The organism is Pseudomonas veronii (assembly GCF_001439695.1).
GTDB lineage: Bacteria > Pseudomonadota > Gammaproteobacteria > Pseudomonadales > Pseudomonadaceae > Aquipseudomonas > Aquipseudomonas veronii.
Window position 1 is genome coordinate 176,004 of the sequence record NZ_JYLL01000009.1, and the last position, 25,918, is coordinate 201,921.

Annotated in this window: 30 protein-coding genes and 1 pseudogene; 14 read left to right on the forward strand and 17 right to left on the reverse strand. The window is 60.6% G+C overall.

Translation table 11 applies throughout. The features are described from left to right. The first annotated feature begins 133 nt into the window (after positions 1-133). From TU80_RS14535 to TU80_RS14550, 4 genes are all read left to right on the forward strand, one after another. Entirely contained in the window at positions 134-745 is a 612-nt protein-coding gene (locus TU80_RS14535; protein WP_017844848.1) for a LemA family protein, read from the forward strand. A gap of 18 nt (positions 746-763) precedes the next feature. After that, the gene (locus TU80_RS14540; protein ID WP_057004753.1) at positions 764-1,498 is read left to right on the forward strand and encodes a TPM domain-containing protein; all 735 of its coding nucleotides are present in this window, start codon (positions 764-766) and stop codon (positions 1,496-1,498) included. A gap of 31 nt (positions 1,499-1,529) precedes the next feature. Further along, positions 1,530-2,147, forward strand: coding sequence for a TPM domain-containing protein (locus TU80_RS14545; protein ID WP_057004754.1), 618 nt, complete (start codon positions 1,530-1,532; stop codon positions 2,145-2,147). Positions 2,148-2,368: 221 nt separating this feature from the next. Next, positions 2,369-3,586 carry a class I SAM-dependent methyltransferase gene (locus tag TU80_RS14550; protein WP_017844851.1) on the forward strand — a complete coding sequence of 406 codons (1,218 nt, stop codon included), beginning with the start codon at positions 2,369-2,371 and terminating at the stop codon, positions 3,584-3,586. Positions 3,587-3,627: 41 nt separating this feature from the next. Here the strand turns inward: TU80_RS14550 and TU80_RS14555 are convergent, their stop codons facing one another. Continuing rightward, a complete protein-coding gene (locus tag TU80_RS14555; RefSeq protein WP_057004755.1) occupies positions 3,628-4,527 on the reverse strand; it encodes a DMT family transporter in 900 nt (299 codons plus the stop codon). A gap of 187 nt (positions 4,528-4,714) precedes the next feature. Here TU80_RS14555 and TU80_RS14560 point away from each other — a divergent pair, with 187 nt between their 5' ends. Beyond that, complete coding sequence (locus tag TU80_RS14560; RefSeq protein ID WP_017844853.1) at positions 4,715-5,296, forward strand: DJ-1/PfpI family protein; 582 nt, start codon at positions 4,715-4,717, stop codon at positions 5,294-5,296. Between the two features lie 18 nt (positions 5,297-5,314). Continuing rightward, the gene (locus tag TU80_RS14565) at positions 5,315-5,614 is read left to right on the forward strand and encodes a ribbon-helix-helix domain-containing protein (protein WP_017844854.1); all 300 of its coding nucleotides are present in this window, start codon (positions 5,315-5,317) and stop codon (positions 5,612-5,614) included. A gap of 7 nt (positions 5,615-5,621) precedes the next feature. On the opposite strand, the gene TU80_RS14570 is transcribed toward TU80_RS14565, so the two are convergent. The 4 genes from TU80_RS14570 to TU80_RS14585 form a co-directional block, all read right to left on the reverse strand. Continuing rightward, a complete protein-coding gene (locus TU80_RS14570; RefSeq protein WP_057004756.1) occupies positions 5,622-8,180 on the reverse strand; it encodes a TonB-dependent receptor in 2,559 nt (852 codons plus the stop codon). 126 nt (positions 8,181-8,306) lie between these two features. Continuing rightward, positions 8,307-9,275 carry a FecR family protein gene (locus tag TU80_RS14575; RefSeq protein ID WP_057004757.1) on the reverse strand — a complete coding sequence of 323 codons (969 nt, stop codon included), beginning with the start codon at positions 9,273-9,275 and terminating at the stop codon, positions 8,307-8,309. Further along, entirely contained in the window at positions 9,272-9,811 is a 540-nt protein-coding gene (locus TU80_RS14580) for an RNA polymerase sigma factor (protein ID WP_017844857.1), read from the reverse strand. Before TU80_RS14580 ends, TU80_RS14575 begins: the two co-directional genes overlap by 4 nt. A gap of 110 nt (positions 9,812-9,921) precedes the next feature. Then, positions 9,922-10,938, reverse strand: a complete 1,017-nt coding sequence (locus TU80_RS14585; RefSeq protein ID WP_057004758.1) for a DUF4917 family protein — start codon at positions 10,936-10,938, stop codon at positions 9,922-9,924. Positions 10,939-11,061: 123 nt separating this feature from the next. Between TU80_RS14585 and yiaY the strand changes: the two genes are divergently transcribed. After that, positions 11,062-12,210 carry an L-threonine dehydrogenase gene (gene yiaY, locus TU80_RS14590; RefSeq protein WP_017844859.1) on the forward strand — a complete coding sequence of 383 codons (1,149 nt, stop codon included), beginning with the start codon at positions 11,062-11,064 and terminating at the stop codon, positions 12,208-12,210. Here yiaY and TU80_RS14595 read toward each other — a convergent pair. Continuing rightward, a complete protein-coding gene (locus tag TU80_RS14595; protein ID WP_046384401.1) occupies positions 12,177-13,364 on the reverse strand; it encodes an MFS transporter in 1,188 nt (395 codons plus the stop codon). The genes yiaY and TU80_RS14595 overlap by 34 nt on opposite strands. A gap of 142 nt (positions 13,365-13,506) precedes the next feature. After that, complete coding sequence (locus tag TU80_RS31580; RefSeq protein ID WP_079443023.1) at positions 13,507-14,733, reverse strand: aminotransferase class I/II-fold pyridoxal phosphate-dependent enzyme; 1,227 nt, start codon at positions 14,731-14,733, stop codon at positions 13,507-13,509. A gap of 340 nt (positions 14,734-15,073) precedes the next feature. On the opposite strand from TU80_RS31580, the gene TU80_RS14600 reads away from it, so the two are divergent. Next, on the forward strand, positions 15,074-15,751 hold the full coding sequence (locus TU80_RS14600; RefSeq protein WP_057004759.1) for an NAD(P)H-binding protein: 678 nt from the start codon (positions 15,074-15,076) through the stop codon (positions 15,749-15,751). Here the strand turns inward: TU80_RS14600 and TU80_RS14605 are convergent, their stop codons facing one another. Next, complete coding sequence (locus tag TU80_RS14605) at positions 15,752-16,240, reverse strand: DMT family transporter (protein ID WP_057004760.1); 489 nt, start codon at positions 16,238-16,240, stop codon at positions 15,752-15,754. Positions 16,241-16,317: 77 nt separating this feature from the next. Here TU80_RS14605 and TU80_RS14610 point away from each other — a divergent pair, with 77 nt between their 5' ends. The 4 genes from TU80_RS14610 to TU80_RS14625 all read left to right on the forward strand — a co-directional run bounded on the left by TU80_RS14610 (position 16,318) and on the right by TU80_RS14625 (position 18,999). Next, a complete protein-coding gene (locus TU80_RS14610; protein WP_376740634.1) occupies positions 16,318-17,235 on the forward strand; it encodes a LysR family transcriptional regulator in 918 nt (305 codons plus the stop codon). 13 nt (positions 17,236-17,248) lie between these two features. Beyond that, a complete protein-coding gene (gene fos / locus TU80_RS14615) occupies positions 17,249-17,659 on the forward strand; it encodes a fosfomycin resistance glutathione transferase (protein WP_017844864.1) in 411 nt (136 codons plus the stop codon). Between the two features lie 54 nt (positions 17,660-17,713). Beyond that, complete coding sequence (locus TU80_RS14620; RefSeq protein WP_046384396.1) at positions 17,714-18,355, forward strand: LysE family translocator; 642 nt, start codon at positions 17,714-17,716, stop codon at positions 18,353-18,355. Positions 18,356-18,471: 116 nt separating this feature from the next. Then, on the forward strand, positions 18,472-18,999 hold the full coding sequence (locus TU80_RS14625) for a DUF4142 domain-containing protein (RefSeq protein ID WP_017844866.1): 528 nt from the start codon (positions 18,472-18,474) through the stop codon (positions 18,997-18,999). A gap of 92 nt (positions 19,000-19,091) precedes the next feature. Here TU80_RS14625 and TU80_RS14630 read toward each other — a convergent pair whose 3' ends face one another. The 4 genes from TU80_RS14630 to TU80_RS14645 all read right to left on the reverse strand — a co-directional run bounded on the left by TU80_RS14630 (position 19,092) and on the right by TU80_RS14645 (position 21,387). Next, the gene (locus TU80_RS14630) at positions 19,092-19,592 is read right to left on the reverse strand and encodes a methylated-DNA--[protein]-cysteine S-methyltransferase (protein ID WP_046490294.1); all 501 of its coding nucleotides are present in this window, start codon (positions 19,590-19,592) and stop codon (positions 19,092-19,094) included. A gap of 129 nt (positions 19,593-19,721) precedes the next feature. Further along, positions 19,722-20,132, reverse strand: a complete 411-nt coding sequence (locus TU80_RS14635) for a type II toxin-antitoxin system HicB family antitoxin (RefSeq protein ID WP_057004761.1) — start codon at positions 20,130-20,132, stop codon at positions 19,722-19,724. Between the two features lie 22 nt (positions 20,133-20,154). Next, positions 20,155-20,337 (reverse strand): type II toxin-antitoxin system HicA family toxin, encoded by a 183-nt coding sequence (locus TU80_RS14640; RefSeq protein ID WP_057004762.1) that lies wholly within the window; start codon positions 20,335-20,337, stop codon positions 20,155-20,157. A gap of 147 nt (positions 20,338-20,484) precedes the next feature. Continuing rightward, positions 20,485-21,387: a LysR family transcriptional regulator gene (locus TU80_RS14645; protein WP_046384393.1), complete on the reverse strand. Its 903-nt coding sequence runs from the start codon at positions 21,385-21,387 to the stop codon at positions 20,485-20,487. 95 nt (positions 21,388-21,482) lie between these two features. Here TU80_RS14645 and TU80_RS14650 point away from each other — a divergent pair, with 95 nt between their 5' ends. Continuing rightward, entirely contained in the window at positions 21,483-22,646 is a 1,164-nt protein-coding gene (locus TU80_RS14650; RefSeq protein WP_057004763.1) for an MFS transporter, read from the forward strand. Next, on the forward strand, positions 22,643-23,836 hold the full coding sequence (locus TU80_RS14655; protein WP_057004764.1) for an MFS transporter: 1,194 nt from the start codon (positions 22,643-22,645) through the stop codon (positions 23,834-23,836). The genes TU80_RS14650 and TU80_RS14655 overlap by 4 nt, the downstream gene beginning before the upstream one ends. Positions 23,837-23,917: 81 nt before the next feature. Here the strand turns inward: TU80_RS14655 and TU80_RS14660 are convergent, their stop codons facing one another. The 5 genes and pseudogenes from TU80_RS14660 to TU80_RS33215 all read right to left on the reverse strand — a co-directional run. Beyond that, on the reverse strand, positions 23,918-24,286 hold the full coding sequence (locus TU80_RS14660) for a BrnA antitoxin family protein (RefSeq protein WP_057004765.1): 369 nt from the start codon (positions 24,284-24,286) through the stop codon (positions 23,918-23,920). 3 nt (positions 24,287-24,289) lie between these two features. Continuing rightward, positions 24,290-24,572: pseudogene (locus TU80_RS31585) on the reverse strand (BrnT family toxin). A 223-nt stretch (positions 24,573-24,795) separates the two neighbouring features. Further along, positions 24,796-25,101: a DUF6482 family protein gene (locus tag TU80_RS14665; RefSeq protein WP_017844869.1), complete on the reverse strand. Its 306-nt coding sequence runs from the start codon at positions 25,099-25,101 to the stop codon at positions 24,796-24,798. A gap of 23 nt (positions 25,102-25,124) precedes the next feature. After that, positions 25,125-25,649 (reverse strand): DUF3833 domain-containing protein, encoded by a 525-nt coding sequence (locus TU80_RS14670; RefSeq protein ID WP_057004766.1) that lies wholly within the window; start codon positions 25,647-25,649, stop codon positions 25,125-25,127. Next, the coding region (locus tag TU80_RS33215) for a hypothetical protein (RefSeq protein WP_211271285.1) at positions 25,613-25,918 on the reverse strand (306 nt) is incomplete at its 5' end. The genes TU80_RS33215 and TU80_RS14670, both read right to left, overlap by 37 nt.

The following is a 25,918-nucleotide window of genomic DNA, read 5'->3' on the forward strand; positions in this document are numbered from 1 at the left end:
CTCTTTATCGCGCTGGGCATCTTTTTAGCTGATTGGCTCGATGCATTCCAGTAGTGGGGGCGGATTATGCCCCATGTGCGCGGTTTATAGGGCGAGTCGTCAAATTCCATCAAGGTTGGGCAGGAGAAACACCATGCAAGCAGCACAAGGTTACCGCTGGGGCTTGAAGGCCGCGGCTTTGCTATTGATCAGCACAGTGCTGAGCGGTTGCGGCATCAACACCATTCCGACCCTGGATGAACAGGCCAAGGCGGCCTGGGGCCAGGTGCAGAACCAGTATCAACGGCGTGCCGACCTGATCCCCAACCTGGTGGAAGTGGTCAAGGGTTACGCAACCCATGAACAAGACACCCTCACCGCAGTGATTGAAGCGCGGGCCAAGGCCACGTCGATCCAGGTCGACGCCAGCACCCTCGACAACCCGGAAAAACTCAAGCAGTTCCAGCAAGCCCAGGACGGTTTGAGCAGTGCGCTCAGCCGCTTGATGGTGGTGTCCGAGCGCTACCCGGACCTGAAGGCCAACCAGAACTTCCTGGCCCTGCAGTCGCAACTGGAAGGCACGGAAAACCGTATCGCCGTGGCGCGTCGCGACTTTATCCAGGCGGTGCAGGCGTACAACACCGAGATCCGCACGTTCCCGGGGCGCCTGTGGCACAGCGTGATGTACAGCGATCTGCCGATCCGCGCCACGTTTGAAGCCACCACTGCCGATGCCGATAAAGCGCCGCAAGTGAAGTTCAAATAAAGCTGCATTGAGGTGTCGATGCGTTTATTACGGATAGGCCTGGCGCTATGGCTGTTGGCCTGCGCGGGCGTGGCCCAGGCGGCGTTGACCTTCCCGGCGTTGACCGGGCGGGTGGTGGACACTGCGCAGATGATCGACCCGGCGGTGCGCGAGCAGTTGACCCAGCAATTGCAGGCGCTGGAGCAAAGCCGTGGCGACCAGATCGTGGTGGTCACCGTGCCTGACCTGCAGGGCGTGCCGATTGAAGACTACGGTTATCAGTTGGGGCGCCAGTGGGGCATCGGCCAGAAGGGCAAGGACAACGGTGCGCTGTTGATCGTCGCCCGCGATGAGCGCAAATTGCGCATCGAAGTCGGTTATGGCCTGGAAGGCACGCTGACCGATGCGCAGTCGTGGGTGATCATCAATCAGGTGATTGCGCCCAAGTTCAAGGCCGGCAAGTTCAGCCAGGGCATCAGCGACGGCGTCGCCGCGATGATCCAGGTGGTGGGCGGCGAGCCGCTGGCGGTGCCGGCCCATGTGGCGGATGCCAACTTCGCCAAGGATAATCCGGGGTTTTCCATCGGCTTGTTCGTCCTGCTGATCGGCGTGTTGTGGCTGTGCAATCGCCTGGGCCTGCCCGTGTGGGCGATCCTGTTGGCGATTCTCAGCAGCAGCGGCCGTGGCGGTGGGGGAGGAGGCGGCGGTGGTGGCGGTGGTTTTCGCGGCGGCGGTGGCGGTTTCGGCGGTGGCGGGGCTTCGGGCGGCTGGTGATGACAATAACTAAAAACGAGCGTTTACAACCATGGCACTACTGACTGAACACGAACAACGCCAGGTCGCCGAAGCGATCGCCCGGGTCGAGCGACAGACCGACGCCGAGCTGGTGACCGTGCTGGCCGCGCGTGCCGACGATTACGCCTACATCCCGTTGCTGTGGGCCAGCCTGATCGCGTTGGTGGTGCCGGGGGTGGTGCATTACTTCTCGGGCTACCTGAGCATGTACACCTTGTTGTTGGCGCAGTGGGCGACATTCATCGTGCTGTGCCTGGTGTTTCGCCTGCCTAAAGTCACTACCCGCTTGATCCCCCGCTCGGTACGCCACTGGCGCGCGTCGAACCTGGCGCGGCGTCAGTTCCTCGAGCAGAACCTGCACCACACGCTGGGCGGCACCGGGGTGTTGATTTTTGTCAGCGAGGCCGAGCGCTATGTGGAGATCCTGGTGGATGACGGGATTTCCAAACGCCTGGATGACAGCAGTTGGGATGGTATCGTCAAGGCGTTTACCCAGCAGGTGAAACAGGGCCAGACATTGGCCGGGTTCATTGCCTGCATCGAAGCCAGCGGAGAGTTGCTCAAGGTGCATGTGCCGCTGACGCACGCGCGCAATGAATTGCCCAATCGCCTGATCGTGCTCGAATAACCCAACAAGTGCCGAACCCAATGTGGGAGGGGGCTTGCCCCCGATAGCGGTGCATCAGCTGCAGATGAGCTGACTGACACACTGCCATCGGGGGCAAGCCCCCTCCCACATTTGGATCTGCGGTGGGGCCCCCAATCTTACCGTTGATCAAATAACCCCGTGCCCTCAGCCCCCATCCCCCCTAAAATGCCCGGCATTCCCAGCCCGAGGCGTTTTTGTTCATGTCCGTCACCGCTCAACCTGCCCGCCCTGCGCCGGATCATCACGCCCAGTTCATCGAACTGCTCAGCGCAAGCCTTGCGCACAACGCCTTTATCAAACTGGTGCTGGCCAAGTACGTCGGTGAGGAAGCCGAGCTGCAACGGCTGATCATCAAGGCGGTGACGGTCAAGGAGCAGCCCTGCCTGTCCTTCGTCTACCGCTACAAAACCCGCGACATCACCAAGAACCTCCCGGTGGCCGACGGCGTGGCGGCGATTGCCGAGTTGTTGCCGACCTCGTTCAAGAACGCACACTTGCTCGCGCTGACCGACGAAGCCCAGCTGGAATACAGCAAGAAGAACAAAAGCTCGCTGTTCAAAAGCAAGCCGCAGCAATTGCGTGAGGCGCCGTCGGCCGAGCACAACCGCGAGAAGAATCGCTTCCTCGACCTGAGCCGGCCGTTCCTCGCCGACCTGGGCGTGACCGACGCCAAGCACGCGCTGATCCCGTCGATGTCGCGCAAGTGGAAGCAGATCAACAAGTTCATCGAAGTGTTCAGCCATGCGCTGATCGCGTCCCCGCTGAGGCTGGACCAACCGGTGCGCGTCGCTGATTTCGGCTCGGGCAAGGGCTACCTGACTTTCGCCATCCACGACTACCTGCGCAACACCCTCAATGTCGAGGCCGAGGTCACCGGTGTTGAACTGCGCGAAGACATGGTCAGCTTGTGCAACGCCGCCGCCGCCCGCCTCGAACACCCGGGGCTGGTGTTCACCTGCGGCGACGTGCGCAGCGTCGCGCCCAGCGAGCTGGACGTGATGATCGCCCTGCATGCCTGCGACATCGCCACCGATTATGCGATCCACACCGGCATCCGTTCCGGCGCCTCGATCATCATGTGCTCGCCGTGCTGCCACAAACAGATCCGCCTGCAGATCCAGAGCCCGGTGCTGTTGAAGCCGATGCTGCAATACGGTTTGCACCTGGGCCAGCAGGCGGAAATGGTCACCGACAGCCTGCGCGCCTTGTTCCTGGAGGCTTGCGGTTATGAGACCAAGGTGTTCGAGTTCATCTCCCTGGAACACACCAACAAGAACAAGATGATCCTTGCGGTGAAACGCGCCGAACCGGTGGACAACGCGCAGCTACTGGACAAGATTCAGGCACTCAAGGACTTCTATCACATCACCGAGCACTGCCTGGAAACCCTGTTGCGCACCGACGGTTACCTCGGCTGAACACGAAGCCAATGTGGGAGGGGGCAAGCCCCCTCCCACCGTTAAATCGCATTGGCCTTCGAGATTGGCGCCGGCTGCACCGCGGTCTTGCGCCCCAGCATCACCGTCACGATCACCCCGCAGGCGAACAGCCAGGTGATCGGCTCGATGTGTTCACCAAAGAACAACGCCGAAAACGCGATGGTGAAGAAGATCTGCAACAGCTGAATCTGGCTGACCCGCGCAATGCCGCCCATGGCCAACCCGGCGTACCACGCAAAGAACCCCAGGAACTGCGAGAACAGCGACACATAACCGAACGCCCACCAGGTGCCCATGGAAATCGCGCCTTGATGCTGCACCGCCAGGTAAGCCACCGGGCCGATCAACAGCGGCGTCGACAGCACCAGCGCCCAGCAGATCACCTGCCAGCCGCCCATCTCCTTGGCCAAGCGCCCACCTTCGGCATAACCCAGGCCGCCCACGGCAATCGCGCCGAGCATCAACAGATCCCCCGCTTGAATACTGCCGGCACCGCTGATCAACGCATAACTCAGCACCAGCGCGCTGCCCAAGGCGGCGCAGGCCCAGAAGGCTTTTGACGGCCGTTCGTGGGACAGCCACGCGGCGTACAGCGCAACGCACAGCGGTTGCAGGCCATTGACCAACGCGCCGTGGGACGCCGGCAGCGTCTGCATGGCCCACGCCGACAACACCGGAAAGCCCAAGATCACCCCGGCAATCACCAGGCACAGGCCGCGCACCTGGCGCCAGCTCGGCCAGCGCTCGCGGCGCCACAGCAACAGCGCCGCCGCCGGGATCGCGGCGAACAACGCACGGCCCAGACCGTTGAGCAGCGGGTGGATTTCCTGCACCACGATACGCGTGAAGGGCAGAGTCAGGCTGAAGATGATGACGCCCAGCAGGCCGAGGGCCATGCCGGTGTTTTCGCGCGAGTTCATGGCGGGAACCGGAATCGAGTGGTCGGAAGTGGACGATCATCTAGCCACAACCTCCGCGAATCGGGGGTCTACAGCTGGGTGCGGATTGATCCGTACAGTTGTAGTAGCGGGGGATTACCCGGCCCGTCGGCACGCGCCTATCTTGACTACTCTTGTCTGCCCAACCGTTGAACTGGAGGAATGCCCCATGGCTGCGAAAAAGATCCTGATGCTGGTCGGCGATTATGTCGAAGACTATGAAGTGATGGTGCCCTTCCAGGCGCTGCTGATGGTCGGTCATATCGTCCACGCGGTGTGCCCCGACAAGTCGGCCGGCGAGACCGTGCGAACCGCGATCCATGACTTTGAAGGCGATCAGACCTATAGCGAAAAGCCCGGTCACCTGTTCGCCCTGAATGCGGATTTCGCCCAGGTCGAAGCCGCCGACTACGATGCGCTGCTGGTGCCCGGTGGTCGTGCGCCGGAATACCTGCGCCTGAATGAAAAAGTCCTGCGACTGGTGCGCGCCTTCGATCAAGCCGGCAAGCCGATTGCTGCGGTGTGCCATGGCGCGCAACTGCTGGCGGCGGCCGGTATCCTCGCCGGTCGCGAGTGCAGTGCCTACCCGGCCTGTGCCCCGGAAGTGCGCCTGGCGGGCGGTTCGTTCATCGATATTCCAGTGACCCACAGCCACGTTCAAGGCAATCTGGTCACGGCGCCGGCCTGGCCGGCGCACCCAAGCTGGCTGGCCGGGTTCCTCGGCCTGCTGGGCACGACAATCACCTTGTAAGCAACGGAGGTCATCGCCATGTGCGAGCTGTACGTCAAGGCCGACCCGATTCTCTATGAGTCTCGCTCGCGCTCCCTGCGCATCTGCGGCGTCGTCACCACTGTGCGCCTGGAGAACCAGTTCTGGGACATCCTCAGCGAAATCGCCAGCGTGGATGGCATGACCACCAATCAACTGATCACCAAGCTGTACGAGGAAGTCATGGACTACCGCGGCGAGGTGGTCAATTTTGCCTCGTTTCTGCGCGTCAGCTGTACCCGCTACTTGAGCAAGCAGCGCACACCGACGGCCGAGTTGAGCCTGGTGCGCAACCGCTAGGCCGCTGTCAGAAGAACCGTGTCACGCTGATCTTCGCGTCGCGCCCCTTGGTGTAGGCACGGTCGCCGCTCAGCGCCGGACGGAAGTTGTTGTTGAACAGGTTGTCCACCGTGAAGTTCACCTCGGTGCCTTTCAGGTAAGCCTGTTGCGGCGCCCATTTGGCGAACAGGCCCTGGGTGTTGTAGCGCTTGTTGCCGTACTGGTCGTAGAACAAGTCGCCGACGCCGGAGCCGGGGCCGCCGGAGTATTTATCGCTGGGCAGGCGATCGGTCGCGCCGATGAATTGCCCCATCCATCCCACCTGGGCATCCCAGGCCGGGATGTGGGTGCCCATGACCAGCACCCATTTGGTCGGCGGAATGTCGCGGGCCGACACATCCGGGCCCCATGGGTTGGTGTAGGCGCCTTCGTGCTTGCCGGTGGCGTAGGCGAACGACACCGAGCCGAACAGGTAGGTGGAGTTATAGAACGATTCCAGCTCGAAACCCTTGATGGTCAGGCCGCCGATGTTGCGGTAATTGGACCTCGGCCCCGGCGGGCACGCGGTGGCGATGGTGCCGCCGTTGATAGCCTGGTTCTGGCAGCCCACGCCCGTGGCCTTGAAGATTTCGTCTTCGACTTTGTTGTGGAACAGGGTGGTGCGCAGTTGCAGGTTATCGTCCTGGGCGATCAGGTTGTCGAAGCGGGTGATGTTGCCCACGGTGATCGAGGTGATGCGCTCGGGGTCGAGGTCGACGCTGGTGGCGGTGCGGCTGCCCAGGCCCTGCACTTCGTACTGTTCGTCGATCACCGGGGCGCGCCAGGTCTGGCTCCAGTTGGCGAACAGGGCGACGTTCGGGGTGACGGTCCAGAACAGCGCCAGGCGCGGCGACCAGCCGGTGTAGGTGCGATCGCTGTAGTCGTGGCCGACGGCCGGGTCGGGGTTGCTGTAGTACGGCGCATCGTTGGCTTCGCCGCGGTTGCGCACATGGTCGTAGCGCAGCGATGGCGTGACGGTCACGTCGCCCAGGGTCAGCGCATCCTGGATGAAGAAGCTGTTGGTATCCACCTTGCCATGGGGCATGAAGCTCGGCTGGAAATGCCCATAGTTGTAGCGCGGCGTGTTGTAGGTGGCGCCGGGCATCCACATCTCGGTTTCGCGGGTGTGCTTGCGGATTTGCCCGCCGACTGTCAGTGCGTGTTGCAACGGCCCGGTGTCGAACAGGCTGACGTTGCGGATGTCGAGATGCTTGTCGGTGTAGGCCGTGTCCATCTTGCGCCCGCCGGTGGCCAACTGGAAAAACGCGGTGGCGTCGCGCTCGTCGGTCTGCTGGGTGTCGGACTGTGAATATTTGACGGTCAGGTCCACCAGCGGGTTGTCCAGGGGCTGGTATTCATACTTGCCCGACCAAGTGGTGTCGAGCGTGTCGCGGTTGGCCAGGAAACGTTTCAACGCGCCTTCGTAGCCGTAGCGGTCGATGTTGGCCTGGGTCGGTGGCGTCGGGTAGCTCGCGGCGGAAAACGGCGTCCACCGGTTGCTGCGGGCGCTCGAGTAAGACAGGCCGACACTGTGCTCATCGGTGAAGTGCGCGTTGACCTTGAACAGCTTGCCGTCCACATCCTGGGCGGTGTTGGGCAGGCGCTGGGGGTTGATCGGGTACTGGTTGTTCTCGTTGGGCAACTTGGCGGCCACCTTCATGTCGCCGCCGTCGCGCTGGGTCAGGTAGGCCAGGGCGTCGAACCGGCCATCGTCGGTGCGGCCATACACGGCGCTGCTGTAGACCTGTTCGTGGTCGTTGCTGGAATAACCGTACTTGAGCATCGCGCCGCTGTTGCGGCCGTCCTTGAGCAGGTCCGGGGCATCCTTGGTGGTCATGTTCACCGTGCCGCCAAAACCGCCGTTGCCGCTGAACGGCGAGTTGGGGCCTTTCTCCACTTCGATGCTCTTGATCAGCTCGGGCTCGATGAACACCGTGCCTTGCTGGTAGCGCTCGAAGCCGCTCTTGGTGGCGCCGTCGACGGTCAGCGGGACGTCTTCGGCGTCACCGAAACCGCGGATGTTGATGGTCTGGCCGCCGGGTTTGAGCGAACCGCCCTGGCTGATCCCAGGCAACGTCTGCAGCAGGCTGGGGATGTTGTTGGCCTGGTAGCGGTCGATGTCCGCCTGGCTCAGGGTCGAGCGGCCGACGGTGCTGGAGTCGACTTGATTGCCGGTGCCGATCACGCTCAAGGCGTCCAGCTGGATCGCGCCGCTGCTGGTGGTTTTGCCCTCATCGGGGCGCACGACGTAGGTGCTGCCGACCTTGATCAGGGTGAACGCGCCATTGTTCAGCAGGGTACGAATCGCTACTTCCGCGGTGAAGTCACCGTCGAGCGCCGGCGCCTGGACGTTCTTGAGCTGCTTTTCATCGAACAGCAGCTGGATTTTCGCCTGTTGCGCGACCTGGCTCAGGGACGTGGCCAACGCCTGGGCGGGCAGTTGCAGTGTGAACGACTGCGCATGGGCGCTGAGGCTGAAGGCCAGGCATGTCGCCATTAGGCTCGGTCGAAAAAGCAGGTGCGAAGCGTGGCAAGGCGCGCGAAACATGAAATCCCCCGGGGTGGCCAAACAGCCAAAAAGGTGTGCGGATCGAACACAATCAGGAGGAAGACGGGGCTGAGGAAAAAAACCACACATGCGAATGAAAAATATTCTCATGTGTCTGCTTCGAGGCTATTTTCGGGGTTCGATCCGGACAATGCCATCGGCCGAGGTCACGGTTTTCACCGGCAACAAGGCGGGCAGGGCGTTGAGCAAGGCATCCGGGTCATGCACATCCAGGTTGCCTGACACCTTCAGGTGCGCCACGGCGTGACTCACCTGCAGCGGGGGTTGGGGACGGTACAAACTCAACTCATCGATCAGGCTGGCCAGCTCGCGATTGCGGAACGACAAATGCCCGCTGCGCCAGTCGGCAACTTCCTCGGCGGTGAGGGTTTGTTGTTGCACGGTGCCCTTGGCGTAGTCGAAGCTGGCGCGTTGCTGGGCGCCGAGCAACGCGACCGGTTTGGTCGCATCCGGCGCGAACGCCACCTGGCCGTGGGCAACACTCACCACCAGTTGCTGCTGGCCGCGTCGCACATCGAAAGCGGTGCCCACCACGCGCACCGTCGCTTCGCCGGCTTGCACGTACAGCGGCCGTTCCTTGTCGGCCGCCACTTCGATATACAGCTGGCCCTTGTCCAGGTGAACGATGCGTTGGTGGGCGCTGAAGTCCACGCGCAGGCGGGTGTTGGCATTCACGTAGAGGCGGCTGCCATCGGGCAGGTTCAGGGTACGCATGCCCTTGGCGTGGGCTGCGACCTGGGTGTGATACAACTCGCGCGGCGCGCCGAGGGGCGTGGTCAGTACCGCGCAGAGCAGGGCGGCCGCCACGGCCAGGGCCGGGCGCCAGATCACGGCGGTGCGCTTGGGCAGCGCCACGGGCGTGTTCAGTTGCTGCAACTGGGCGAGGTCGGCCCACAGTTGTTCGAACTCGGCATAGGCTTGGGCATGGGCCGGCACCGCCTGCCAGGCGGCGAAGGCCTTGCGGTCGGCGCGTGCGGTGGCGTTGCGGTTGCGTGCAAACCAGCTGGCGGCTTGGGCATCGACGGCGTCGCTCGTTTCGATGTCCGGGGCGTCGATGTCGCTCAGGCGGTTCATGCTGGCTGCTCCGTGCCGGGGTCAGGTTGAAGGCGTCGCTTGCAATGCAGCAGGGCAAAAGCGATGTGCTTTTCCACCATGCTGGTCGAAATACCCATGCGCTCGGCGATCTGCGCCTGGCTCAAGCCTTCGAAGCGATGCAGCATAAGGGCTTCTCGCCTGCGCGGCGAGAGTTCGGCGAGGACTTCTTTCAACTGTTCCAGGCGTTGCAAGCGAAGCGCGGCGGCCATCGGCGGGTTGTGCTCGTCAATGACCGGCTCGGCATCCCTTTCAACCTGATCGGCGTGGACGGCCTGCCGTACCTTCTGTTTGCGCCAGTGATCGCGCAACAGGTTGCGCGCCATCTGGAACAGAAACGCCCGTGGCTGCTCGACCTTGGCCCGGTCGCGGTAGTCCAGCCATTGGGTGAAGACATCCTGGGTCATGTCTGCCGCGTCGCTGGCGTTGTCCGTGCGCTTGCGCAGGAAATACAGAATGTCTGCATAAAACCCGCGAAAGGCATCGTCCGACAGCGGGTCGGATTTGGGACGCGACATGGATATCCTTCTTGGCGAAGCACGATGTAGAAAAGTCGTGAATGATATCGAGAATTATTGTCGTTTGTCTCCAGGCAAATACACTGATCCTGCGCAAGCGGCTCAGGACCTCAGCGTTCGACCGGCACCGACAGTGCCGGATGCCCCAGCGCATGGCTGCGCGCGGCAAAGAATCTCAACGCCACGCTGCTGCCATCGAACAACTGCGAATACCGCCGCTTCTGCTGGCGGATAAACCCATCGCTGCGCCCCGATACCGCGATCGCCAGGGTCGTCACCCGGGCCTGGCGAATTGCATCCACCAAGTGTTTATCCTGCGCTCCCAGGTCGTGGCCGAAGATGCACAGCGCCCCTTCATGGCCGAGTAACTGCTCGTAGCAGAACGACAGATAATCGGAGCTGCGGATGGTCTTGAGCTTCTCTTCTACCTTGCCCTCGCTGACAAACAACGGCACATCGTCCAGGGTCTTGATCGTGTTGTTGATCGCAAAACTGCTGAGCAGGGTGCTGTCGGTGGTCGGCAATTTGCGTGCGGTGCCGTCGAGGTTGCGCACCAGGTGCAGGCCGCCGTGCAGGTAAAGGATGCGCGTGGCGTCGGTGCGGGTGTCGCGCAGGTCGAAGCTGGCGTCGGCGCTGCGGAACAGGTCGTCGATGCCGGGGGTGTGCAGGATCGCCCAGTAGTTGAGCAAGTCGTAGTTGCTGGTGAATACCGTGGAGTAGCTGGCCAGTTCCGCGTTGATCGTCGCCAATGTCGACGGCTGCACCAGGCGCCACGGGATGTGTACGGCGTGGATGGTATTGATCAATGCTTCCTTGATCGCATAGTAGCGATTGCGCGGCGCCGCCGAACTGACCGCCAGGGCTTTGTTGACCCGGCTGGTGGTCTTCAGCGCGCTCAGGGCCTGCTCGAAACTGCGGGTCTGCAGGGCGTCGAACACGCTCAGCTCGGATTGGCTCAAGGGTTTTTCTTCAACGGTGCGTGCGTTTTCGAACAGCGAGTCGTAGGCAAAGTCTTCCCAAATCGCTCGGCTGGCGCCGTTGCCGATCAGAATTCCACTGAAGTCGATGGCGCTGCGCAGTGCGCTCCAGTCTTCAAGGTGGGCGTCAATATCCTGAAAATCCTTCATCGCGGCGGGTCTACTCGAAATCGGCGGGTCGGTGACTTTATCACGAGCGAGGGTTGATCCTGATCAAGGTGGGCCCTGTGATGAACGTTGATGCTGTCGGCATAACGCCTCTGAGGATTCGCCATGAGCAGTACCTTCTTCATCCCCGCCGTTAACATCATGGGCACTGACTGCCTTGACGACGCGATGGTCGCCATTCGCAACTACGGTTTTCGCAAGGCCCTGATCGTTACCGACGCCGGCCTGGCGAAGGCGGGCGTGGCCAGCATGATCGCCGAGAAACTGGCGATGCAGGACATCGATTCGGTGATCTACGACGGCGCCAAGCCCAACCCCAATGTGGACAACGTCGAGAAAGGCCTCGCGCTGTTGCAGCAGAGCGCCTGTGATTTCGTGGTGTCCCTGGGCGGCGGCTCGCCCCATGACTGCGCCAAGGGCATCGCACTGTGCGCGACCAATGGCGGGCATATCGGCGACTACGAAGGCGTCGATCAATCGAGCAAGCCGCAACTGCCGCTGGTGGCCATCAACACCACCGCCGGCACCGCCAGCGAGATGACCCGTTTCTGCATCATCACCGACGAAACCCGTCACGTGAAAATGGCCATCGTCGACCGCAACGTCACGCCGCTGTTGTCGGTCAACGACCCGTCGCTGATGGTCGGCATGCCCAAGGGCCTCACCGCCGCCACCGGCATGGACGCCCTGACCCACGCCATCGAAGCCTACGTATCCACCGCCGCCACGCCGATCACCGACGCCTGCGCGATCAAGGCCATCGAACTGATCAGCGCCAACCTGCGCCTGGCGGTACGCGACGGCACCGACAAGGCCGCGCGGGAAAACATGGCCTATGCGCAGTTCCTCGCCGGCATGGCGTTCAACAACGCCTCCCTGGGTTTCGTGCATGCCATGGCCCACCAACTGGGCGGCCTGTACGACTTGCCCCACGGCGTGTGCAACGCGGTATTGCTGCCCCATGTGCAGAGTTTCAACGCCAGCGTCAGTGCCAAGCGCTTGAGCGACGTCGGCCGTGCGCTGGGTGCGGACATCAACGGCAACTCGCCGGAAGAGGGCGCCCAAGCCGCCATCGCCGCCATCCGTACCCTGTCCCAGGACGTCGACATCCCCGCCGGCCTGCGCGAACTGGGCGCCAAGTTGCAGGACATTCCGCTGCTGGCCACCAACGCGTTGAAAGACGCCTGCGGCCTGACCAACCCACGCCGGGCTGATCAGCGTCAGATTGAGGAGATTTTCCGCAGCGCGTTCTGATCCGACCGGCAGCAGGCGACACACGCACATGCGCCGCCCGCCAAGGCCACGCACAACAGCGCCAACGGCCATGCCTGCTGACTCACTAGCAGGCTTGCCACACCACCGATCAATGCCGCTATCAACTGATGCATAAAGCCGCTCAACGCCATGGCGTAGGAGCCGCTGATCGGTGACTCATCATTGGCCACGGACAAACTGATGGGGTAACTCATTGATTGCCCCAGCACCGCCAGGCAATACGGTAACCACAGCAGCAATGCGAGCCCGCTGGCAAACACACTGCCAAGCAGCATGATCGCTGTGCCGAGCAACACTAACCCCACGCCCCAGCCCATCATCATCAAACGGCCCGTGTGCGCGACGAAGCGATTGACCATCAACGCTCCCGCCAGATACGCCCCGCTGATCGGCCAGCCCAGCCAGCCGTACTGCGCGGCACTCCACTCGAAACGCCCCTGCAGAATCATCGGCGCACAGGTGTTGAACGCAATGATCACCGCATAACCCAACCCACCCGCTAATGCTGCATGCAGGAACGCGGGGTGTCGCAGAATCTGGGTGTAAATGCGCCAGGCTGACGCCGACGAATCGGCCTTCACCAATGTTGGAAAAATCACGCGCGGCAACACCAGCATTAATATGACGGCGCCGATCGCTAGGCTATAAAAGATCGCCTTCCAGCCAAATGCTGCCTGCAACAGCGAACCCAGGAATTGGCCGATGCCCAGGGCGATCACAAAGGTCATCCCCAACCACGACAAGCCTTTGGCCAACAGCGTGCCGCTGAAACTGTCCCGCACCAATACTCGCGCCATCACCGATATGCCGCCCGCGCCCAGGCCTTGAATCAGGCGCAGTGCCAGAAAAGACTCAACATTGAACGCCGACGCAATCGCGACACTCGCCGACGCATACACCGCCAGCGCCACCAGCAACACCGGCTTTCTGCCAAAGCGTTCGCCCAGGCTGCCCCACAGCAACATCGGAAGTGCCATGCCCACCAGATATGCTGCCAAGGCCAGGGCGACCTGATCTTCGGCGGCCGGTAGAGACTGGGCGATGGCCGGGACTGCCGGCAGGTAGCTGCTGATGCCCACTTGGGAAAGGAATGCGGCGCTGCAGGCGAGGGCTAGGGGGGTGGTATTTTTCAATAAGTATTGTCCTTCACTCCAGGTTTCAAGGGGATTGTTATGCGTCTTATCTGATTATCGTGGTGTTCACAGGTGCCTGGTTTTTAGAGGGGTTAATAATCAATGCGAGTAAGTGAATGTTGTTTTTTAGCTGATGTGAGTGTTAATTATTGATTTCGTGCTTGTTCAGTAGAGTGGTGAGGTACGAGCAAAATAATATTATTGTCGCAGGGTCCATGTCTGCTCGAAGAGTGACGCGTATTGCAGCTTTTCCTCTTGGCACCACTGGGAAAAATACGGAGGATGTAAAAAAGCCTTTTTCCGCAAGATGAATGGTGAGGGTGTTTGCTTTTTCCGCTTTGCCACAGGTGATCAGCCGTATTGCAGCATCTGTACCGGATTGGTCGGTATGTATCAGGCTGTCAAATAATTTTATGTTGAGTAGGAGTTTCTCTTGAAGTGAACACAGTTCTTCCGTTTGATGTATTTTTATTGAGGCTAGTCCTGCACCTATAGCTGCCGAATTTAGGCTTTGAGACCAGTTGCTAGGGCCTCCGTATCGGTGCATCAGGCTCTTTTGTCTTTCGCTACCAAACATGATTAACCCCCCACTAGCACCAAAGGATTTACCTAGAGAGGCTACAATTAACGTCTGATCGTCTAGCGTTTGTATGCGCGGCCGGATGAAACCTCTTCCTCTCTCTCCGAATGCCGATAGCGCATGGGAGTCGTCCATGTAAAGAAATAGTCCGTAACGCGATTTCAAATAAAGTAACCCATCGATGTCCGCTATTCCACCCATGCTATATATTCCATCGCATACATAGGCGACTTTTTTTCGTTTTTTACATAATTCCTCAATGAAGGAAAGGTCATTATGTGGCGCTGTTTTAACTTCGGTCTCATCAGCGCATGAGGCTTTGATATGGTTCATGGAATAGTGAGAATGCTTGTCGAAAACCATTGTTGGCGAACAGTTATTTGTAAGCACTCCGCTGGCGAGCAAGGGGAGTAGCCCCGAGCTGGCTGAACTGCACGATAAAGTACTCAAGCAGATGGAGTCGAAGAGAGTCGAAAGCTCCTGTTCGTACCGTTCCAGGATTTCAAGTTTGCATCGGTTTTTTGAGTTTGCAATTCGGAGGGTTTTAGCCTCCCTTATTCCGCAAATCGCTCCCTCTATTATGTCTTGATGATAATCAAGGCCGAGATATGAGGTTGTGCAGAAGTGATGGAATTCACGTCCGTGCTGGTCGGTCAGGTAGTTGTTGTTTTTGATGGTGACGTTGAGTTCGCATATTCTGCCTGTCTTTGCAAAGTGCCAATCTGTTTCAGCCAGCTCAATTAGTTTTTTGTAGTTTGAAAATTTGTTTGTGAATGATGTGTTTTCCATTTGCCTATTCGTCCTTGGGCGTTGGCGGAAAACAGTAGCGGGGAAACCATTGTGAAATAAGTCAGACATTTCCCGTGCTCGTAACTCAAAATGGAGTTATTTGTGTGAGTAAGGTCCTACTTTTTATGATGGCGAATAGATGTCTCGATAGACGCTTTCTAATCTGTGCCCTTTGCGTCAGAGGAGTATTAGAGTGTGGCGTTTTCGTGGGGGCATGCAATTTATTCAGGTTGTGCGTCACGCGATTAGGTAAGGTGTCAGCGTGCAAACGGATGTGCCGATAGCGTTCAAAAGACTTGTCTGTCGGCTAGGTAAATCTAGCGGGATGAAGGAGGATTTGATGAGAGTTCTGTTATTCGGTGCCACTGGCATGATCGGTCAAGGCGTTCTGCGCGAGTGCCTGCTGGCCGCCGACGTGCAGGAAGTCGTCGCCGTCGGCCGCACGCCGTTGACCCTGGAGCACGCCAAACTGCATCAGGTGCTGCACGCGGACATGCTGGATTTGCAGGCTCTGGAGAACTTGCTGCAAGGTTTCGATGCCTGCTTCTTTTGCCTCGGTGTTTCATCGGCAGGGATGAATGAAACCCGCTACACCCATCTCACCTATGATCTGACCCTGGTCGCCGCCAGCACCCTGGCGCGGCTCAATCCGCAAATGACGTTTATCTATGTGTCCGGCGCCGGCACCGACAGTTCCGAAACGAGCCAGTCGATGTGGGCGCGGGTCAAGGGCAAGACCGAAAATGCCTTGCTGCGCCTGCCGTTCAAGGCGGTGTATGTGTTCCGGCCGGGGCTGATTCAGCCGTTGCACGACGTGCGTTCGAAGACGCCGTTGTACGCGTTGTTCTATACGGTACTCGGGCCGTTGCTCTCGTTGGTGCGTCGGATAAAGCCAGGTTGGGTAGTCAGCACCGAGACCGTTGGCCGTGCGATGTTGGCGGCGGTGCGTCACGGCGCACCACAGCCGGTGGTGGAGCAAGCCGAGATCCATCGCCTGGCCTCTATGAACAACCGCTGATCAGCTCGCCGTCGCGAGTGCGCGGGCGGGGGTGGCGCTGAACTGAATCAATGCGACGCCACCGATCAACAGCAACGCGCCCAGTACCCGGGGCGTTGTCAGCGGGCGTTCCACCAGGCCGAACAGGCCGAAGTGATCGAGCAGCAGCGAGGCGAGAAGTTGCCCGGCCATGGCCAGCGCGATAAAGCCCGATGCGCCCAGCTTGGGCAGCAGCATCAACGCCAACGAGATAAAGCACACGCCAAATGCACCGCCGGCCCACATCCACAGCGGCGCCTTGCCGATAAACGCCAGGCTCGGCAACGGCAGGCGCAAGGCGATGATCACTGGCAGCAGCACGATGATGCTCACCAGCAACGACGCCAGCGTTGCCCACAACGGGTGACCGAGCCCGCGTCCGAGGTTGGCATTGATCGCGCTTTGAAACGGCACCACCGCCCCGGCGATCACCGCCAAAAGCAATAAACCTGCCCACTGCAACGTCGTCATGTTGAATCTCCCAGAGGTTTTGCTGGACTCTAGGCTATTCGTCGCGCAAATTTAAATTCCAAGTTTTTATGCAGGGCATGCAGCTGATGAATGATCTGCGCCGCATCGATCTCAACCTGTTGGTGATCCTCGACGCCTTGCTCAGCGAGCAGCACGTCACTCGCGCCGCTGCACGTTTGCACCTGAGCCAGCCGGCGGTCAGCCACGCTCTGGCGCGCCTGCGCGACATGCTTGGTGATCCGCTGCTGGTGCGTCACGGCGGCAGGTTGCTGCCGACTGCCCGCGCGCTGGAGTTGGCGATACCGTTGGCGCAGGCCTTGGCCCAGGTGCAGGCGCTGCTGGCGCCGAATCGCTTTGATCCGGCCTCGGCCACGCGCAAGTTTCGCGTGGCGATGTCGGACTACAGCGCGGCGATTTTTCTGCCGGGGCTGGTGCGAACCTTGCGCCGTGAAGCGCCCGGCATCGATCTGCAGATCATCCAGGCCAGCCGCGAAGGCATGGTGGACGGCGTGCTCAGCGGCGATATCGACCTGGCTGCCGGGGTCTTCCCTGACATGCCTGCTGAATTGCGTACTACGCCGTTATTCGAAGAGCATTACACCTGCCTGGTCGACCGCGCCAGCCTGCCACCCAGCGGCACGCTCGACCTGCCCACCTACCTGTCGCGGCCCCATGTGCTCTTGGAAATGCGCGGCAGCGGCACCCCGGAAATCGAGCGGGCGCTGAGCGTGATCCGTGAGCGGCGGCATGTGGCGATCAGCCTGCCGCATTGGGGCGTGGCGCCGCAGTTGATCGAGGGCACGGACCTGATCCTGACCGTCTCGTCGAGGGGCGTGCTCAACATCGACCGTGAGCAACTGTCGACGGTGCCGCCGCCGTTTCATATTCCGTCGTTCGCCTTTGAGCTGGCGTGGCATGCGCGGCGGGGTGGGGATTCGGGGTTGCAGTGGTTGAAGGCGCAGGTGCAGGGTGTATTGTCCGAAGGTTGCCACTAACAGGAACGACCCCATGCTCACCGGCCTCAACCACTTGACCCTGGCTGTCACCGATCTGCCGCGCAGCGTCAGCTTCTACCATGACCTGCTGCAACTTCGCCTCGACGCCACCTGGGACAACGGCGCCTACCTGTCATTGCCCGGCTTGTGGCTGTGCCTGTGCCTCGACCCACTGCGCCCGTCGGTGCCGGCGGCTGAATACACCCACTTTGCCTTCACGGTAGGCGCGAGCGACTTCGCCGCGCTGGTGCAACGCCTGCGAGCCGCCGGCGTAGCAGAGTGGCGCGACAACCGCAGCGAGGGCGCTTCGTTCTATTTTCTCGACCCCGATGGCCACAAGCTCGAAGCCCATGTCGGTGATCTGGCCTCGCGCCTGCAAGCCTGTCGCGCCAAGCCTTATGCCGGCATGCAGTTTTACCCGTAGCGCGGGAACGTGCAGAATCCTTCCACCTCTCAACCGTCAGTCAGAGTCACGCCCATGACCCCATCCTTGCTGCTCGCCGTCCTCGCTTCGGGTTTTATCTACGGTATTACGCCTGGCCCGGGGGTGTTGGCCGTGTTCGGTATCGGCGCGGCCCGGGGGCGTCGCGCCGGGGCCGGTTTTCTGTGCGGGCATTTGCTCGGCGATGTGCTGTGGTGCAGCACCGCGCTGATTGCGATCGTGGGGGCGCGGGAAGTCGGCAGCACTGCGTTCGATGTGCTGGGCGTGCTCAGTGGCGCGTACTTGTTCTGGCTGGGCTGGCGCGCGATCCGTACCCAGCGCCGCAGCAGTGAGGCACCTCAGGGCGCGGCGCGGCATCCGTTCTGGCACGGCATCCTGTTCGGCCTGACCAACCCCAAGGCCTACCCGGTGGCCGTCGCCACGTTTACCGCCTTGCTGTCCAGCCGTGCCGAGTTGCTGACCTGGGCGATGCTGCCATCGTTGATCTTGCTGAGCTTTATCGGTGGGCTGTTGGCCTACGCGATTCTGATCGGCGTGGTGGGCGCGCAGCGGGTACGCACGGTGTATCAGCGTCACGAAATCCTCATCACCAAGCTCTGTGGGGTGATGTTCATCGGCTTCGCCATCAATGCGCTGGCCCACGCGTTGCCGGGCCTGTTCGGCAGTAAACCGGCGTGAGGCGGCGACCGTTCGTCGCACTGGCAAGTTTTTTCTAAACCTTTGCGGCGGTTAAAATTCGAATTCAGAGCGGGGCGTATGTTCTCGCACCTATTTTTGCCCTGGAGGAACCCATCATGAGCCGCATGGCTATCCGGTTACGCACCGCCAGTTTCGCGATGCTGCTGGGCCTCGGCGCCAGCAATGCTTTCGCCCAGTCGCCGGCTGAATTCATCGAGCAGGCTTCGGCCAAAGGCATGGCCGATATCGAAACCAGCCGCATGGCCCACGCCAAGACCTCGTCCCAGGAAATCAAGGACTACACCATCGAGGTGATCAACGAGCGCACCCTGGCCAACCAGCATCTGGCGGCCATCGCCAAGAAGCTCGACCTGCCCGTGGCGCCGCGCGAGAAGATCGTCGACAAAGCCGAAACCCTCATGCCCGAGCTCAAGGACGGTGATTCCTTCGATGCTGCCTACACCGCGCAACAGGTCAAGGAAAACGAAGACGCCATCGCGCTGTTCAAGCAGGAAGGTGCCGCGTCGGATGTCCCGGAAATAAAAGCGCTGGTGGATGAGACGCTGCCCAAGCTGGAAGAGCGTCTGCAAAAGGCCCGCGCCCTGGCATCTACCTACGGTAAAGGCCGTCAAGGCGACGGTTGAGGCTTGCACTCGATATGCAAAACGGCGGTTGGCGCCCATCCAACCGCCGTTTTTTTATGCCGGGTTCAAGTCGGTCCTGGTCGCCGGCGCACTCAGAACCGCAGTTCCGCCTGGCCTGTGCCTTCCAGTGCGAGCAGATACTGCTTGGCCGCAAGCCCGCCGGCAAACCCGGTCAAGCCGCCCGATGCGCCAATGACCCGATGGCACGGCGCAATGATCGAGATCGGATTACGCCCATTGGCCGCGCCCACGGCGCGCACGGCTTTCGGGTTGCCGATCTGCTGGGCGATCTGGCTGTAGCTGCGGGTTTCGCCGAAGGGGATGGTCAGCAGTGCCTGCCAGACTTGTTTCTGAAAGTCGGTGCCGGTGAAGTCCAGCTCCAGCTCGAACCGATGACGGGCACCGGCGAAGTATTCCTGCAACTGGCGCTCGGTTTCCAACAGCACGGGGTTGTCTTTCACTTCGCGCAATTCCCCCAGGCGTACACGGTTCGCGCGCTCTGTTTCCCATAGGATGGCGCTGAGTTTGCCATGGCGGGACACCAGGGTCAGTTCGCCGACGGGGGAGGGCATGAGTGTGTATTCGTAGGCCATCAACGGGCTCCTCGAAGAACGGACGTAAAAGGGTACAGCGCTACGGTAGTTCCACCGGCCTGGAGGCAAACTACGTTTCTTGCGGTCAAATTCCGCCGGAACGAGTCTGTCGGCGGCATTCAGATGCTGCTATCGATCCTGTTGCAGCACCTTGAGCGCTGCGGACGCGAGGAACCCCGAACGGCTTTTTTCCTCGGGATGGTGCAGTACGTATTCATCGATACGATTGAGCAAATAGCCTGGCAGGGTGATGTTGAGTTTCTGCGCCTTGCCCAGGTATTTGGTGACATCGATGTCCACCACTGCCCACATGCAACCGGCGTACTTGGGGTTGGCTGCATGCAGGGTGACTTTCTGCGCGCTGGGAATCGGCGCACCGTCTTCGGCGAGAATTTCGAAGTGGCCTTCAATCGCTTCACGGGCCATGGCCATGGCGTCGTCCAAGTCGTCACCGACGGAGTAGCAACCAGGAATGTCCGGGACTTCCACGCCCCAGGCATGGTCTTCGTCACCAGTAGAAATTGCGATGGGGTACAGCACGTTCGTTGTCCTCCAAGGACAGTTAACTCAGCAGTGCCTGTTTCAACATGCTTTTGGCGGTCTTGTCCAACAAGTCCTTCTTCGGATGAGGAATTGTCACCAGCCCCGGTTTCGTCGGGTGCTTGAAGGGGTGATGGCTACCTCTGACGCGCACCAGATACCAGCCGTCGGCGACGATATGGCCTATTAAATATCGGCTATCCACAGCACCTCCTTGTGGTGTGTGTTGGTGGTGGCTATAACCACTGAAGATAAATTATCAACACTCTACCTACCAGCGGTCGGTGAGCGATAGTTCGGTGGGGGGCGAATCAAGCGTATGAGCGCGCAGGACGGGCGTCGGTCAGAGGTATTACTGGGGTTTTCGCAGGAGTGACGCTTCTCCGATGACGGAGAGAAACGCATCAACCAATGCACTCGGTCTTTCAGTCGGGGTCAGCACCAACAACCGCGCACACGCATCCACCTCCACCAACGGCCTGTACGTCACGCCCTTGTTCATCAAGCTCTGCGTGCAGGCCGGCACCAAGGCCACCCCTTGCCCGGCGGCCACCAGGGCGATGATCGAGGTGATCTGGCGCCCCGTTGGCCCCGCGCGCAGGGGCACGCCATGCTGGCGATAAAGCTGCTCGACGGTCTGGTTCAGCCCTGACCCATAGTCCGCGGGAAACAGTATCACCGGGTACGCGCAGAGCTGCGCCAGGCTGACGGTTGCCTGCTCGGCCAGCGGGCTGTCGCTGGATACCGCCGCCACCAACCGCTCTTCGCCCAGCGACAGCGCCTGCACGTGGTCGTTTTGCGGTAACAGCCGGCTCAAGCCGATATCCAGCCGCCCATCGGCGACCTGCGCGCCGAGGCTGCCGGAGGCGCATTCCACCAGGGTCAATTGCACATCCGGGAAGCGTTGCGCGAAAGCCTGGATCGCCTGGCTGAACAGATCCGACAGGGCGATTGAACTGACATACCCCAACGCCAATTGCCCGGCCGTTCCGGCCGCGAGTTTGCCGGCGATGACGTGGGCCAATTCGACCTGTTCCAGCACACCCCGGGCATAGGGCAAAAACGCCCGGCCCTGGGCGGTGAGGGCGACCGTGCGGCTGGTGCGATCGAACAGTTTGAAACCCAGCTCTGCCTCCAGCGCGGAAATCTGCCGGGTCAATGGCGGCTGGGCCAGGTGCAGACGCAGGGCGGCGCGGCCGAAATGCAATTCTTCGGCGACCATCAGAAAGTAACGCAGCTTGCGTAGGTCGAGCATCCTGATCCTTGGGTATCAATCGGTGCGAATTCGGTATTGGTTTAAGCCCCGCCCGCCATTCTATAAAGACCTTTCAAAATAAAACGAGAGGTTTCATGAACGCGCGCCTGCATTGTGCCCGCCTTGCCCTGTTCCTGTGTGGCTGCGCGGCGTTTCTCAACCTGTATGCGACCCAGAGCATCCTGCAGACGTTTGCCGCGCACTTTCAGATCAGCGCCAGGACGGCGGGCTGGAGCATCACCGTGACCACGCTGGCGGTGGCGATCAGCGCACCTTTCGTCAGCCGCCTGACCGCACGCTTGGAGCCGCGCAGCGTGATCAGCACGGCCGCGCTGCTGCTGGCGCTGCCGACGTTGATGACTGCCTATGCCGATAGCTTCGCCGAAGTGCTGATGTGGCGCTTTGTCGAAGGCATGTTGATTCCGGTGGTATTCGCCACCAGCGTGGCCTATATCGGCGAGCGCTGGCGTGGTGGGACCGTCACTGAAGTCACCAGCCTGTATGTTGCGGGCACCGTGTTGGGAGGGTTCGCCGGGCGGTTCGTCACCGGTGTGATGACCGAGTACGTGGGCTGGCGCGAAGCCTTTGAGCTGCTGGCCGTGTTGAGCCTGATGGTGGGCGGGTTTATCCAGTTTCTGCTGCCCGCCGGTCGGCCGCGAGCGATGCAGGTTGAAGCGTTTTCGTCGGGGCTGTTTCGCAAACCCTTGGTGGCGGCGTATGCCGTAGGTTTTTGCGTGCTGTTTTCCCAGGTTGCGGCGTTTACCTACGCAGGTTTGTACCTTGGCCTACCGCCTTTTAACTTGGGGCCTGCGGCCTTGGGAACGCTGTACATGGTGTTCTTGCTGGCCCTGGTTGTGATCCCCATCGCCGGGCGCCTGAGCAAAGCCCGCCCACCCGCCGAACTGCTGAGTGTCGCGGCGGTGCTTGGCATCAGCGGCTCGGCGCTGACCCTGATGCCGTCGCTGTGGTGCATCGTGATCGGGCTGGCGCTCAGTTCCACCGGTGTGTTTCTGGCCCAGGCTGCCGCCAATGCGTTCATTGCCGGCAGCGCTCGCGACAACAAGGCGGGGGCCGTGGGGGTCTATCTCACCGCGTACTACCTGGGCGGCAGTTGCGGGGCCGTCGTCCCGGCGCTGATCTGGGAGCGCTGGGGCTGGGCCGGGTGTGTGGCGCTGATCATCGTGTTCCAACTGCTGACGTTGCTGATCGCCTTGACTGGCTGGAAGCCCCTTAAACCTCAATTGATCCGCACACCATGAACGACACCGTCGCTTTGCCTGTTGCTGAAACATCCACCCGCCGCCGCGCGCTCATCGCCGGCTGCAGCGCCCATGCCGTACACGATGGCCTCACCGATGTGATCTACGTTCTGCTGCCTATCTGGCAAGCTCAATTCGCCTTGTCCTACGTCCAGATCGGCCTGTTGCGCGGCGCCTATTCCGGGATGATGGCGGTGTTCCAACTGATGGCCAGCCGCGCCGCCACACGCTGGGGGCGTACTCCGATGCTGGTGGGCGGCACCGCGCTGGCGGGTGTCGCTTACCTGTTGGTCGGGCAAGCCAGCGGGTTGACCGTGCTGTTGTTGGCGCTGCTGCTTGGCGGCCTGGGCGCCAGCACCCAGCACCCGCTGGCATCCTCGATGATCACGGACGCGTATGAGGAGGGTGGTGGCGTCAAGCAAGCGCTGGCCCACTACAACTTTTCCGGCGACATCGGCAAAACCCTGATTCCCGGCCTGGTTGGCCTGTTGCTCACGCTGATCAGTTGGCGGGCCAGCGCCACACTGTTGGGGCTGCTCGGCCTGGCGGCGGCGGGGTTGCTGTGGTGGCTGATCCCCGGTCAGCCACACGCAGCCGCATCCACAACCAAGCCCCAGCCTTGCACCGCAACCGGCTCCGCGGCCGGCCTGCGCGCATTGATCCTTACCGGCACTATCGACAGCGCCGTGCGAATGGGTTTTCTCACCTTCCTGCCGTTCCTGCTGCAAGCCAAAGGCGCGGGCACGGCCGGTATCGGCCTGGCGTTGACGCTGCTGTTCATCGGCGGTGCATTCGGCAAACTGTTCTGCGGCTATCTCGGCGTGCGTATCGGCATGATGAAAACCGTCTGGCTGACGGAAACCAGCACGGCGCTGCTGATCGTCGCCGCGCTGTATCTGCCGCTGGCTGGGCTGATGCTGATGTTGCCGGTGTTGGGGCTGGTGCTCAATGGCACCTCGTCGGTGCTGTACGGCGCCGTGCCGGACCTGGTCAGCCCCGGCAAACGGGAACGGGCCTTTGCGCTGTTCTACACCGGCACCATTGGCGGCGGAGCGCTGGCGCCGGTGCTGATGGGGGGCGTAGGCGATGCGCTGGGCGTGCCGGTGGCGGTGATGGTGTTGGCGGGGATGTTGCTGGTGACGTTGCCGTTGGTGTGGGAGGTGCGAAGGAGTTTAAGAAACGAGGTTTAAGCGGGTTTGGCTTACGGCAGTCGGTGCTTGTTCGCCTTGCCCCTCGCTGTCTTTATTTGGAAGGGCGTAGGGCTTTATCTATCACAGCGAGGGTTTGTTTTTCTGTTTGCCGAGCTTAGGCGTACCCAACACGCGATTCAGCTCTCCTGCAACGGCGATCAATTGCTGTTCCAGCGCCTCCACTTCGGATTGACTGATTCCGCTGTTGATGACCTGAAGTGTCTTCAGCGGTTTTTTAGGCGTGGGTGCCAGATCATGAACATCCTGAGAAATCAGCGCTTGCCGAAGAATGTTGTTGATGACGGTCTGGTAACCCGTACCGGCATTTTCAGCCCTTTCGCGAGCCGCCTCGATCACCGAGTCGTCGAGCATGATGGTGATCCGGGTTTTGCCTTTACTGCTGGCGACAGCGCCGCGTTTAGTGGTGCTGAGGTCGTATTCGTCTTTCATGATTCAAGCCTCCAGATACTTCCGGTCGTTCATTTCTGGATGCGAGTCTTGCGCTGATAGGTCTCACAAAATTCGGGTCCCGATAGGTATAGGCGAGCACCAATGTTCTTCCTTTCGCGTCCTTCCCGATGATGCACCAGCGATACTCGTCATGGTCATGGGTTTGCCATACCAGTGCTGATTCGTCATAAAACACCGGTTCCGTATCCGCCCGGCTCAAGCCGTTGTGCTTGCTTTTATTGAGCGTGTTTTTCGCGGCGTCATATTGAATTCTGAAGGTTTTAATTATGCATATTTTATATGTATATAAAAGCGGTTGTCGGGACCGCTGACCTTCAGATCTATGGGCGTTTGAATCTGTCCATCGACGTTGACTTGGAGTGTGGGGAGCAGAGAATTAGCGTGTAGGAGGTGTTACTGACAGAAGCGGCACAGGATCGCGTGCGGTAGGTTTCCCTTTCCAGCCCACCCATACCAAGGGGAAGGCCAGCCAAAGAATGAAATGCACCCTAGAAGGACTGGGCCAACGTAAACGGAATACGCAACGCACCGATGGGGCCTTCACGTGTACCGCACATTTCATCGTGGACGCAGTGCTGCACCAGCACACAAGGAAACGCCGGAACCCGTTGCAACAGGTCGCGCAAATGCGTGGTCGAGCCGATACGCATCGGTTTCGCATCCTCGTCCAGCAGCGTCATCGCCGTATGCTCGAGCCTGACGCGCGCGATGTAGAAACCGCCCTCCAGCGACAGCAGCTCCAGCTCGCGTATCTCACCCTTCACGGCCAGTTCGGTCAGCATTTGCATATTCATGATTCAGCCTCGCAGTGGGTCGTTCATTGGCGACGAAAGAACAGCGTGACCTGGCCCCATTCGACGCCAAACTTGGACATGCTCGAACGGTTGATCAACGTGTCTTCGTCCATCAAGTACATCCAGTCGTCAAAACTGACTTCGTAGACCGAGCCATCCACCGCCAGGTTGAGGCGGTAGCGCCAACGCAATGCGTTGCCGGCCACCTCGCCAATCGCCTCGCCAACCACATCCCCCGCGCGCCCGCGCCAGCGCCCGGGGCCATCCGGTGTCAACGTCCACACCCGCTGCTGGCGCGTGCCGTCGCTGTAGAGAAAACGCTCGTCGAGAATCAACACATCGCCCTCGCGTCGGCTGGCGATATCCACCTCAAAGCGCTTGGTCACTTCCCCCGAACGCTTCTGGAATATGCCCCAGGCCTTGACGGGTTTGCTGAAGAAACGCTCCAGGTCCAACTGCGGTTGCTGATCGGCGTAGTGGTCGACCTCTACGTTGCCGCAACTGCACAGGCTCAATACCAGAAGCAGTGAAACCAGTAGGCGTGCCATGGACCGGCTCCTTGATCGTGTGGGGCGGGGTACTGAGGTTCAAGGATTGATAGTTGTACAAAAATATTGTTTTGTACATGTTTTGCGGTGTTTATTTTGAAGGCTTCCGAGGCTTTGAAGCGCCCGACTCTATATTCCACCCATAAAAATCTATGGTCACCCCCATTTTTGCAATACTGATCAACGGGTGGTGTGGTTGGCTTGCTTAAATCTATCCGGCGTCTGTTTGGGGTATGCCCCAGCGCCACGATGAGAGTCGCGCCTGACGA